This window comes from Streptomyces lacaronensis (genome assembly GCF_047337785.1).
Classification (GTDB): Bacteria; Actinomycetota; Actinomycetes; order Streptomycetales; family Streptomycetaceae; genus Streptomyces; species Streptomyces lycopersici.
This window is the reverse complement of sequence record NZ_JBLHDK010000003.1, coordinates 10,598,661-10,610,517: the sequence shown is the minus strand read 5'-3', so window position 1 is coordinate 10,610,517 and position 11,857 is coordinate 10,598,661. Positions and strand designations below refer to the sequence as shown.

Below are 11,857 nucleotides of genomic sequence, written 5' to 3'. Positions count from 1 at the left end.
CCTGTCAACGACCACCCGTATGTGCTCGCTCACCTCCGCGCGCTTTGAGCCGATGCGTCACCGCACCAGCAGGTCGAGCAACCGCTCGACCTCCGCCTCCGCGTCCGCCGTCAGACCCGTGTGCACCGGCCCCGGCTGGACGACCGTGGAGCGCGGCGCCACGAGCCAGCGGAAGCGCCGTCCCGCGTCCTCCCCGGCCGCCTGACCGGCCCGTTCTCCCCCACAGCAGACACACTCGACCGCGCGCAGCGCGGCCCGTACCGCGGGCACGTCCGCCGAGGGGTCCAGGGCGCGCAGCCGGTCCTCGTCCAGATGGATCCGGGCCGCCACGAAGGAGGTGGCGCGGCAGTAGACGACCACACCCGCGTTGATCTGCTCACCCCGCTCGACCCGGGGCACGACCCGCAGCACGGCGTATTCGAAGACATCCCGGCCGTTGTGGAACCCGCTCACTGCGACGCCTTTCCGTCGACCCACACCCGCAGCCACTCGGGGGCCTTGGACGGCCCCTCACCGGCGCGCTCCCCGAGCGTGATCCTCTGCCCCACCGTGGCCGCCCGCTCCAGCAGCACCTCGACATAGGCGCGGCGCACCGCGTCCGGGCCGTCGAAGCCCGGCTCGTCGGTCAGCCATTCGTCGGGGACGTCCGCCACCACCTCGGTGAGCAGCTCCTCGGTGATCCGCGGCGCCAGGGCCCGGCCGGCCGCGGCGACGTCCGGTGCGAACGGCGCGAGGACGTGGTCGGAGGCGTCGTACGGCTTGGTGGCGGCCTTGTCCAGCCCGCGCCAGCCGTGGTGCCAGATCATCGTGGCGCCGTGGTCGATGAGCCACAACCGCCCGTGCCACACCAGCATGTTGGGGTTGCGCCAGGAGCGGTCCACATTGCCGATGAGCGCGTCGAACCACACGACCCGCCCGGCCTCCTCCGCGCCCACCTCGAAGGCGAGCGGATCGAAGCCGAGCGACCCGGGGAGGTAGTCCATGCCCAGGTTGAGCCCGCCACTGGCCTTGAGCAGCTCCTGCACCTCCTGGTCCGGTTCGCTCAGACCGATCACCGGGTCCAGCTGGATCCGCACCAGATCCGGCACCCGCAGCCCCAGCCGGCGGCCCAGCTGACCACAGACGACCTCGGCGACGAGGGTCTTGCGGCCCTGCCCGGCGCCGGTGAACTTCATGACGTAGGTGCCCAAATCGTCGGCCTCGACGATGCCCGGCAGCGATCCGCCCTCACGCAAGGGCGTGACGTACCGGATCGCGGTGACTTCGGTCAACATTTTCTCAGGCTATCCGACTTACTGACCTTGCAATCCACGATCTGTCCCACGCAGCAGAGTGGCAGCCACTCCCGCCGTGGTCGCACCATCTGGGGGAGCACCGGCCCTCACCGCGGAGCGGGACAGCCGTGCGGCGGGCACCCTTGCAGCGGGGATGGCGCAGGCGTCCGTCGCGGGTCCACTCCGTGAAAGCGATCTCGGCGACCAGTTCCGGCCGGGCCCAGTGGGCTCCGGGGCCAGACGTTCCGGTGGTCCTCGGGACCCAGGAGGTACTCCCCCGGTCCGCCGATCAGGGTCGAGAACACCGCGTCGCTGTTCCAACGGGGTGCGCACAGCCACACCATCTCGCCGCGCGGCCCCACCAGGGCGGCGCCGCGATCAGCAGGAGAAGCCCGGCGAGCATGCCGTACGGGGGCGGTCCCGGCCGGGCGATCACCTCCTCTTCCCGCTTTGGGCACAGCCACGATGATTGAGCCCCCTCGCCGTGGGCAACCCGGTGCAGGTGTCGTCGAAAGGAGGTTCGTCACCATGACCACTCATGGCTCCCGCGTCGAAGAACTCCCTGAGCTGATGGACCTCAGGGCCCGCTACGAGCGGGCGGCCACGGCTCCACAGGCCCGGGCCGTGGCGGTGCCGACCCTCCTGGCCGGGCTGTACCTGGCCGTTTCTCCCGGGATGACGGAGGGCAGGGCCGGGGCACGGGCACGGGCACGGGCACGGTGAACGAATCGGGCGAACGGCCGGGGGCTCACGGGCGTCAGATCGTCGTCGTGACCGGTGCCAGTGCCGGCATCGGCCGCGCGACCGCTCACGCCTTCGCCGCCCGGGGCGCCGCGGTCGCCCTGCTGGCACGGGGCGCTCGCGGGCTGGAAGCGGCCGCGGACGAGGTGCGGTCGGCCGGTGGCCATGCGCTGCCCATCAGCGTCGACGTCTCCGACGCCGCGGCCGTCGACGCCGCGGCCACTCGGGTGGAACAGGAACTGGGGCCGATCGACGTCTGGGTGAACGCCGCCTTCACCACGGTCTTCGCACCCGTCCAGGAGATCGAGGCGGAAGAGTTCGAGCGGGTCACCCGCGTGACGTACCTGGGATTCGTCCATGGCACCCAGGCGGCCCTGCGCCGCATGGTGCCCAGGGACCGCGGCACCATCGTGCAGGTCGGCTCCGCCCTCGCTCATCGCGGCATCCCCCTGCAGGCCGCCTACTGCGCGGCCAAACACGCCATCCAGGGCTTCCACGAATCCCTGCGCTGCGAGCTCCTGCACGATCACAGCCGGGTACGGGTCACCATGGTGCACCTGCCCGGCGTCAACACGCCCCAGTTCAGCTGGGTGCTCTCCCGGCTGCCCCGGCACCCCCAGCCCATGCCGCCGATCTACCAGCCGGACGTCGCCGCGAAGGGGATCCTGTACGCAGCCGATCACCCGAGACGACGTGAGTACTGGGTGAGTGGCTCGACCGCCGCGACACTGATCGGGAACAAGTTCGCCGCGGGGCTGCTCGACCGGTACCTCGCCCGCACCGGCTACTCCTCCCAGCAGACGGACCGGCCGCGCGACCCGGACCAGCCGACGAACCTCTGGGCCCCCGCCGACGACACCGACGGCCGCGACCACGGAACGCACGGGGCCTTCGACGACCAGGCAACGACCCACAGCGTCCAGCTGTGGGCCTCCCAGCACCACGGGCTGCTGGCGGCCGCCGGAGCGGCCGCCGGGGCCGTCGCATGCGCACTGGCCGTACGGCGCGCAGGGAACTGAACCGCGGGCGGAAGTGAGAGAGCGAGCCTGCCCTCCGATCGCTATGCACTGTGTTCGAGCCCTGTGACGTCTGGATAGCATCTGGCCAAACGCCAGGTGAGGCGGATTCGATCCAGTCAAGGGGAAACGGGCCAACGGTGGTGACGGGTGGGGCGGCGGCACGGGTGCGGGTACCAGTGGGCGAGGACGCCGGGCGGTGGGTCACTCGTGCGGGCTGCCGACGGGTCTTGCTCGTCGTACACAACGTGACGTCTGCGACACGCCTGTTGGATGTGCTTCCCCTGTTCCACGACGATATCCGTGTGCAGCTGTTCGCCACATGCACCGGGTCTTCCCCGTTCCTGGCCGGGGTGCCCGAGCTCTTGGCGGGGGCAGGGCTGCCGATACTCCCCTGGACGCAGGCCAAGGACACGACGTTCGACTTGGCGGTGGCCGCGAGCTATGGCGGTGAACTGAGTCAAATACAGGCGAAATTGGCCGTATTGTCGCACGGGATCGGCTACAATAAGAGGTTGGCAACGCCGAACGCCGAACGCCGAACGCCGAACGCCGAACGCCGAACGCCCAACGCCCAACGCCCAACGCCGGTCTTCGGGCTGTCGCCGGAATGGCTGCTGGAGGACGGGAGTCCGCTGGCAACCGCCACCGTCCTGTCGCACCCCGAGCAGGTGGAGCGGCTGCGTACCTCCTGCCCGGAGGTCGTTCCCACCGCCGTGCTCGCGGGGGATCCGTGTTTCGACCGCATCCTCGCCGCTCTTCCTCAGCGTGACCGCTTCCGCCGGGCCCTGGGCGTGGGACCGGGGCAGCGGCTGATCGTCGTCAGCTCGACCTGGGCGACGCGTTCGCTGTTCGGTGGCGGTGCCGAGGCCGGAGGAACCGGAGGGGCGGCGGCCGGCGGGGCGGACACGGACGATGTGCTGCCTTGGCTGTTGTCCAGCCTGGCCACGGAACTGCCGGCCGACGAGTACCGGATCACCGCCGTCCTGCATCCGAACATCTGGCACGGCCATGGTCCCGGACAGGTCCGCGCCTGGCTCGACACCGCTCGCCGGGCCGGTCTGGAGGCGATCCCGCCACTCGACGGATGGAGACAGGCGCTGATCGCGGCCGACTGCGTCCTGGGCGATCATTCCAGCGTCACGTACTACGCGGCGTCCATCGGCAGACCCGTCCTCCTCGGCGCGTTTCCCCAGGAGGATCTGGACCCGCTCTCCCCGGTCGCCGCCCTCGGGCGGACCGCCCCGCTCCTGGTACGCGGCGAAAGCCTGCGCGCACAGATCGACCGGGCCATCCAGTGCCACGAACGGAACCGGTACAAGGAGCTGGCGGAGCAGGCCAGTTCGTCGCCGGGAGAGTCGGCCGCGCTCCTTCGGCGCCTGTTCTACGACCTCATGGGCGCCTCGGAGCCCGAAGGCCGCTCTGCCCTGCTGGACCCACTGCCGCTGCCGCCCTACCTGCCCGCCCACCGGACCGTGCCGGTCCGCGTGCTCACGCGGACGGTCACGACCGATCCACCGGAGGTCGGAGTGGTGCGCCACTGCGTCGCCGGCGACGAGCCCGACCCGTACGAGAGCCTGACGCACGAGGACGACAGCGTCCATACGGTGGTCGACGAGGAGACACGGGAGAGCGGGCGGCTGCGGATCGCGGACATCGTCGTCCGGCACGCGGCCCACGACGACCCTCGGCTCGGACCGGCCGGCGCCTGGACCTCGGAAGCGCTCGCGTGGTATCCGCACTGCGGGCTCGCCGCCTACATCGACGGCCCGGACCGCTGCGTCGTGGGCACCCGCACCGGGGAACTGGTGCGGCTGTCCGCCGCCGCCGGTCCGGACGGACGACCCGACCTGTGCGATCCGGCCGCCTACGCCTCGGCTCTCTACGCCTGGATCGTGAGCGGGCGGACGCTGGAGCAGGCCGCTCCTGTGCTCACCGTACGCACCGGCTCCACGGCACACCGGGTCACCATCGAACGCGTCAGGACGCCTTCGGCGTGACCCGTCCCCGCGCCGTATTCCGGGACGTCATGCCCCGAGTTCGCCCAGCCGCGCCCGGACCCTGTCCTGACCGGCCCGGTCGCCGTTGTCCTCGTAGTACGCAGCGGCGGTGCGCAATTCCTCCGCCTCCTGGCCGGGACGGCCGGCGAGGCGATGACAGCGGGCCCGCAGTTCGGTGGCGTCGGCCAGTTGCAGCCCCGCCCCCGCCGTCTCCATGACCTTGACGGCCTGGTCCAGGCAGACGAGCGCCAGATCCGTGTCTCCCGCGTCCAGGTGCGCCTCGCCCGGACTCATGTAGACGCGGCCCTCGTTGTACGGGTCGCCGCCGGGTAGTCGGCGGAACAGTGCCAGCGCGTTGTTCAGCCGGGCGAAGGCGGGGGCGACGTCTCGCTGCAGGGCCTGGGTGCGGCCTATGTGGTGTTCGAGGATGGCCGTGGCGCGGGGCACGTCCTTCCAGCCGTCGCCGCCCTCCGGGATGCGCCCGAGAATCCGCTGTGCCTCCTCGAAGCACTCCTGGGCCTCCGCGTACTCCCACTGCTTGCGGTGGAGGAGCCCCAGCGCCTCGACGGCGGTCGCCTGTCCGCGGTGGTGCCCGCAGTCGCGGTCCGCCGCCGCGGCCCGTGCGAGCGCCGTCGCGGCATCGTCGCCCCGGCCGAGGCCCATGTAGCCGAAGGCGAGTTGCGTCAGCATCCGACCCTGGGCGCGCGGGTCACCGAAGTCCGCCGCGCTGCGCCGGGCCGCGTCGACCCCGAGCAGGTGTGTGTCGATCCACTGCGCGTGGAATCCAAGGAGCAGATGCAGCCCCCACATCGCCTCGCACAGTTGCCAGACGAGGTCGTCGAAGCCGTGGTGCGCGGCGGCATGGATGACGGCCGCGAGATTCTCACGCTCGCGGCGCAGGCTTGCCAGCGCGCGTTTGCCGTCCGCCGGATCGCGCTCTTCCGGCAGACGGAGCCCCCGATAGGCAGGGCCGAGCCGCCAACGCAGCGGCATCACCCGGAAGTCGGCCTCCGCCGCGAACCGTAGGTGCGCGACGGTCGTCCGTCGCACGGCGGCGGCCATGCGGCCGTGCCCGTCTTCCTCGATCGCCCGCCCACGCGCGTGGGCCCGCGTCAGGTCGTGGAAGCGGTAGCGTTCCTCGTCGACTTCCTCCAGCAGGTGGACCCGGGCGAGCTCCTCCAGCATCTCCCGCGCCCGGTCCACCGGGACATCGGCACAGTGCGCGGCACACAGGACGGTCACGGTCGGCCAGGCCCACACGGCGATCGCGCGGTAGAACGCGGCGCACTCGGGCGTCAGTTCACCGTACGTGACCTCCTGCACCAGCCGGACAGGGTCGACGGGTGCGCCCGAGGCATGGTGCTCCGCGTCATGCATGGCGGCGTGTCCCTGGTCGGGGCCGTGGATCCGGTCGGATAGTTGCCGCGCCGCGCGTTCCCAGGTCAGATGTTCGCGGACGGCGAGACTGGCGCCCGTGGTGCACAGCGCGAGCGGGACCCCGCCGGTGGCCTCCGCCACCGTCTGCACGACCGCGTCGGCGGCCGCCGACCGGCCGCGCTCGGCAAGGCGCCGCAGCAAACGGACGGAGTCGACGGTGGACAGCGGCCGCAAGGTGAGCGGGTGAGCCCCATGGTCGGCCACCAGCCGGCCCGGCCGGTGCCGGCTCGTCACGATCACGAGGCATTCCGGGGCGGCCGGCAGCAGCGCGATGGCCTGTGCGTCGTCATGGACGTTGTCCAGCACGATGATCAGGCGCCGGTCGGCCGTGCAGTCGCGATACAGGTCCCGTTGGCGTGCTTCATCACCCGGCACCATGGCCGGTGGCACCCCGAGCCGCTCCAGGAACCGGGCCAGCACATCGGAAGGCGACAGCGCCGTGCCGGCGGACGCACCGGCCAGATCGACGAAGAGGACCCCATCGGGGAATCGATCGCGCAGCTCGTAGGCGCACCGGACGGCGGTGGCGGTCTTGCCCATGCCGCCGGGCCCGGTGAGGGCGACCACCGTTGGAGCACCCGGCGGGCGGCCCGCCTCGTCCAGCAGGGCCGTGATCTCGGCGATCACGTCCTCCCGGTCCGTGAACGCCGCGGTGGCCGGTGGCAGCATCTGGGGGCGGGAGGCGTCGTCCGCCACGGCAGGCACGGCGCGGGGGGCCAGCCACGATGCCTCCCGCACCCACTCCCTCACCTCGCGGGCGAACTCGGGTGACCTGCGGGCGACGTCCAGAAGGCGCTGCGCGGCCGCGGTCTGCTCCGACTCGCTCATGGGCAGGGTGAGGTGGTGCCCGTCGCACCCATCCGGGTCGGCGGTGGGCCCCGCGTCCTCGGCACGCGCTCGCCTCAGCAGTCCGTAGAGCCTTTCGGAGGTCCGTCTGCCCATCTCGCCGCCTGCCCCGGACAGCGCGCCCGAAGCGACCGTACCGACGGTTGAGAGCACCATGCCCGTCAACGGTTCCATCCAGCACTCCCCCAACTCGGCCTTCCCGAAATCGTATCCACGAGATCCGGAAGAGGGGCCGGAACCGGCCGACCTGCGCGGCCGGCTGGTCCGCAGAACCCTGGCGGCGAGCACCCGGGGAGCGCCACTCCCCGCCGTACCCGCTGTCCGGCTCCCGCAACGCCCTTTCGCGGGTCAGCCGGGCGGGGCGGTTCCCAGGCGCCGGGCCAGATCCGCGACCCCGGTCGCCTGCCGGTCGGCGGGCCGCGCCGCCGACGGGTAGGGGACCGGAGCGCGCCGCAGCCAGACGGTGGAGAGACCGGCACGGGCGGCGCCGTCGATGTCCCACGGGTGCACCGCCACCATCGTCGCCGCGCCGGCCGGCACGCCGACCGCACGCAGCGCGTACGCGTACGCGGCGGGAGCGGGCTTCCACTGGCCGCCGGCGCCCTGGACATCCAGGTGGGCCTCGAAGCAGTCGGCGCACCCGGCCCGGTCCAGTACCGCACGCGTGGTGTCCGCCGAGCCGTTCGTCAGGGTGACCAGGCGGTGTCCGGCCGCGTGCAGCGCCCGTACGCCCTCGGGGACATCCGGCTGGACGGGCAGCTCCGGCAGGCCGCTGAGCACGTGGTCCACGGCCGCCGCCGGGTCCGCTCCCCCGGGCTCGTGCCGGGCGATGAGTGTGCGCAGGACGTCCCCGGCGACCTCGGCGAACGTCGCGCGACCGCCCGCGAGGGACAGGGCGATGCCGTCGCGCAGGACACCGGCGAACCACACCGGCAGCAGATGGCCGGGCAGACCGATGTCCTCCAGGCGCGCGGCGAGCGGGGTCATGTCGGTGAGTGTCTCGTTGACGTCGAAGACGAGGACACCCGGGCGGCCGTCAGCGGCCATGGGGATCACCGCTCCCGATAGCCATCCGATCACTCCCGTCGTACTATCCAGACCGAGGCCAAGTGGACATTACGGGCAGACCCAGCGGTCCGCGAGCGGGCACACCGCCGGTAGGAATGCCCGGGTGAGGGAGAGGGAAAACCGGGTACCCGACAGGGCGCCGAGCGCCACCGCAAGGGCACGGAAGGGCAGACGACATGGGCGTACGCACATGGATCGCCTCCTGGCCGGTCTACCGCCAGCTCACGGGGACGGACCCGCTGGGCCGCGGGTCCGCCGCCATGAGCGCCGGTGCGCGGCCCACCGCCAGGACCGCCTCGGCGGAGCGGGTGGTGAAGTCGATCTGTCCGTACTGCGCGGTGGGGTGTGGCCAGAACGTCTATGTGGAGGACGGCCGCGTCACCCAGATCGAGGGCGACCCCGACTCCCCCGTCTCCCGCGGCCGGCTGTGCCCCAAGGGCTCGGCCAGTCTCCAGCTCACCACCGGCGGCGCCCGCGAGCACCACGTGCTCTACCGGCGCCCGCACGGCACCGCGTGGGAGCGCCTGGACCTCGACACGGCCATGGACATGATCGCCGATCGGGTGATCGAGGCGCGCCGGGCGGGCTGGCAGTGGGAGGTCGACGAGACCCGCACCCGGCGCACGCTCGGCTTCGCCAGTCTGGGCGGGGCCACGCTCGACAACGAAGAGAACTACCTGATCAAGAAGTTGTTCACCGCCCTGGGCGCCGTGCAGATCGAGAACCAGGCGCGGGTTTGACACTCCTCCACCGTTCCCGGTCTGGGAACCTCGTTCGGCCGCGGCGGCGCGACCACCTTCCAGCAGGACCTCCAGAACTCCGACTGCGTCGTCATCCAGGGCTCGAACATGGCCGAGTGCCATCCGGTCGGGTTCCAGTGGGTGATGGAGGCCAAGGCCCGTGGCGCGAAGGTGATCCACGTCGACCCGCGCTTCACCCGCACCAGCGCGCTCGCCGATCTGCACGTGCCGCTGCGCGCGGGCTCGGACATCGCCTTCCTCGGCGGGATCATCAACCACGTCCTGCGGAACGACGCGTACTTCCGCGACTATGTGGTGGCGTACACCAACGGCCCCGTCGTGCTGCGCGAGGACTTCCGGGACACCGAGGACCTCGACGGCGTCTTCTCCGGCCTCGACCCCGAAACCCGCGCCTACGACAACGGCAGCTGGCAGTACGAGGGCATGGAGGTGCAGGCGGCCTCCGGTGAGCGCGACGCGGAGTACGACAAGCGCACCGGCGGCGGACGGTCGGTGACGGAGGCCGCGCGCGGTGAGGCGCACGGTGCCGGTGGCGCCGAGGTCGGCGAGGGCGAGCCCGAGCGGGACGAGACGCTCAGCCATCCCCGCTGCGTCTTCCAGGTGCTCAAGCGGCACTACGCCCGCTACACGCCCGAGATGGTGGAGAAGATCTGCGGCGTCCCGCAGGAACTCTTCCGCGAGGTGTGCGAGCTCGTCACGGAGAACTCCGGACGCGACCGCACCACCGCCTTCGCCTACGCCGTCGGCTGGACCCAGCACACGGTCGGCGTGCAGTACATCCGCGCGGCCTCCGTCCTGCAGAGCCTGCTCGGCAACATCGGCCGGCCCGGCGGCGGCATCCTCGCCCTGCGGGGGCACGCCTCCATCCAGGGCTCGACGGACATCCCCACCCTGTTCAACCTGCTGCCCGGCTACATCCCGATGCCGCACGCCCACCAGATGCAGGATCTCGACACCTTCGTGCAGGTCGAAGCGGCCCGCAAGGGCTACTGGGGGAACATGCGGTCCTACCTGGTCAGCCTGCTCAAGTCCTACTGGGGCGAGGCCGCGCGGCCGGAGAACGACTTCTGCTTCGACTACCTGCCGCGGCTGACCGGCTCCCACTCCACCTACGAGACGGTCATGGCCCAGGTGGACGGGGTCTGCAAGGGCTACTTCCTGATGGGCGAGAACCCCGCCGTGGGCTCGGCCAACACCAAGATGCAGCGGCTGGGCATGGCCAACCTGGACTGGCTGGTGGTCCGTGACTTCTCCCTCATCGAGTCCGCCACCTGGTGGAAGGACGGCCCGGAGATCGAGACCGGCGAGCTGCGCACCGAGGACATCGCCACCGAGGTGTTCTTCCTGCCGGCCGCCGCGCACACCGAGAAGGACGGCAGCTTCACCAACACCCAGCGGCTGTTGCAGTGGCACCACCAAGCCGTCGAACCGCCCGGCGAGGCGCGCAGCGATCTGTGGTTCATGTACCACCTGGGCCGGAGGATCCGGGCGAAGCTGGCCGGGTCGGCCGATCCGATGGACCGGCCGGTGCTCGATCTGACCTGGGACTACCCCACCAGGGGCGAGCACGCCGAACCGGAGGCGGAGGCGGTCCTCGCCGAGATCAACGGCCATGACGCCGAGGGCCACCCGCTCTCGTCCTACGAGCAGCTGGCCGGGGACGGCTCCACGTCCTGCGGCTGCTGGATCTACTGCGGCGTCCACGCCGACGGCGTCAACCAGGCCGCCCGCCGCAAGCCCGGGACACGGCAGAACTGGGTGGCGGCCGAGTGGGGCTGGGCCTGGCCCGCCAACCGCCGCATCCTCTACAACCGGGCCTCGGCCGACCCGGACGGCAGGCCGTGGAGCGAACGCAAGGCCCTGGTGTGGTGGGACGAGGAGCGGGCCCGGTGGACCGGCCATGACGTGCCCGACTTCGTCCCCGACAAGGCGCCCTCCCACCGGCCGCCGCCGGACGCGACGGCCGGAGCGGCGCTGTCGGGGACGGACCCGTTCATCATGCAGGCCGACGGCAAGGCGTGGCTGTACGTGCCGTCGGGCCTCACCGACGGCCCCTTGCCCACCCACTACGAGCCGCAGGACTCGCCCTTCCCCAACCTGCTGTACGCCCAATGGCGCAATCCGGTACGGCACCTGATGCCGTCACGCCCGGACAACCGCTACCAGCCGGGCGGCGGCGAGCCCGGCTCGGAGGTGTTCCCGTTCGTCGCCACCACCTACCGGCTCACCGAACACCACACCGCGGGCGGCATGTCCCGCTGGCAGCCCTACCTGGCGGAGCTCCAGCCGGAGTTCTTCTGCGAGGTCTCCCCCGAACTCGCCGCCGAACGCGGCCTCGAGCACACCGGCTGGGCGACGGTCGTCAGCGCCCGCGGGGTGATCGAGGCGCGGGTCCTGGTCACCGAGCGCGTAGCGCCCCTGACGGTGCACGGGCGCACCCTGCACCAGGTCGGCCTGCCCTACCACTGGGGGCCGAACGGCTACAGCACGGGAGACGCGGCGAACGAGCTGCTGCACATGTCCCTCGACCCCAACACCCACATCCAGGAGACGAAGGCGTTCGCCGTCGACATCCGGCCGGGCCGCCGGCCGAGGGGTCCGGCCGCCGTGGAGCTGGTGCGGGCGTACCGGACGCGGGCGGGCATCGACGAACACACCGGCACGGAACTCTGAGCCACCACGGAGATCGCCTGAGGACAGTCTCGCCCGAGGAC

At 71.7% G+C, this 11,857-nt stretch carries 8 protein-coding genes and 2 pseudogenes; 4 read left to right on the top strand and 6 right to left on the bottom strand.

The window, feature by feature from the left end; all coding sequences use genetic code 11:
* Window positions 1-57: 57 nt before the first annotated feature.
* The 4 genes and pseudogenes from ACMTAK_RS45945 to ACMTAK_RS45930 form a co-directional block, all read right to left on the bottom strand.
* Window positions 58-453, bottom strand: a complete 396-nt coding sequence (locus ACMTAK_RS45945; RefSeq protein ID WP_413811646.1) for a DUF3037 domain-containing protein — start codon at window positions 451-453, stop codon at window positions 58-60.
* On the bottom strand, window positions 450-1,274 hold the full coding sequence (locus ACMTAK_RS45940) for a HipA family kinase (RefSeq protein ID WP_413811645.1): 825 nt from the start codon (window positions 1,272-1,274) through the stop codon (window positions 450-452). The genes ACMTAK_RS45945 and ACMTAK_RS45940 overlap by 4 nt, the downstream gene beginning before the upstream one ends.
* 130 nt (window positions 1,275-1,404) lie before the next feature.
* Window positions 1,405-1,506: pseudogene (locus ACMTAK_RS45935) on the bottom strand (ATP dependent DNA ligase); the annotation flags it as partial.
* Between the two features lie 37 nt (window positions 1,507-1,543).
* Window positions 1,544-1,804 (bottom strand): annotated as a pseudogene (locus ACMTAK_RS45930) (trehalase-like domain-containing protein); the annotation flags it as partial.
* Between ACMTAK_RS45930 and ACMTAK_RS45925 the strand changes: the two are divergent.
* The 3 genes from ACMTAK_RS45925 to ACMTAK_RS45915 all read left to right on the top strand — a co-directional run bounded on the left by ACMTAK_RS45925 (window position 1,803) and on the right by ACMTAK_RS45915 (window position 5,031).
* Window positions 1,803-1,997: a hypothetical protein gene (locus ACMTAK_RS45925; RefSeq protein WP_413811644.1), complete on the top strand. Its 195-nt coding sequence runs from the start codon at window positions 1,803-1,805 to the stop codon at window positions 1,995-1,997. The pseudogene ACMTAK_RS45930 and the gene ACMTAK_RS45925 sit on opposite strands and share 2 nt — an antisense overlap.
* Window positions 1,994-3,034, top strand: coding sequence for an SDR family oxidoreductase (locus ACMTAK_RS45920; protein ID WP_413811643.1), 1,041 nt, complete (start codon window positions 1,994-1,996; stop codon window positions 3,032-3,034). Before ACMTAK_RS45925 ends, ACMTAK_RS45920 begins: the two co-directional genes overlap by 4 nt.
* A gap of 512 nt (window positions 3,035-3,546) precedes the next feature.
* A complete protein-coding gene (locus tag ACMTAK_RS45915; protein WP_413811642.1) occupies window positions 3,547-5,031 on the top strand; it encodes a hypothetical protein in 1,485 nt (494 codons plus the stop codon).
* Between the two features lie 27 nt (window positions 5,032-5,058).
* On the opposite strand, the gene ACMTAK_RS45910 is transcribed toward ACMTAK_RS45915, so the two are convergent.
* Both ACMTAK_RS45910 and ACMTAK_RS45905 read right to left on the bottom strand, forming a co-directional pair.
* A complete protein-coding gene (locus ACMTAK_RS45910; RefSeq protein WP_413811641.1) occupies window positions 5,059-7,488 on the bottom strand; it encodes an NB-ARC domain-containing protein in 2,430 nt (809 codons plus the stop codon).
* Window positions 7,489-7,662: 174 nt separating this feature from the next.
* Window positions 7,663-8,361, bottom strand: coding sequence for a haloacid dehalogenase type II (locus ACMTAK_RS45905; protein ID WP_413811640.1), 699 nt, complete (start codon window positions 8,359-8,361; stop codon window positions 7,663-7,665).
* 197 nt (window positions 8,362-8,558) lie between these two features.
* Here ACMTAK_RS45905 and fdh point away from each other — a divergent pair, with 197 nt between their 5' ends.
* Entirely contained in the window at window positions 8,559-11,816 is a 3,258-nt protein-coding gene (gene fdh / locus ACMTAK_RS45900) for a formate dehydrogenase (protein WP_413811639.1), read from the top strand.
* Window positions 11,817-11,857 lie beyond the last annotated feature (41 nt).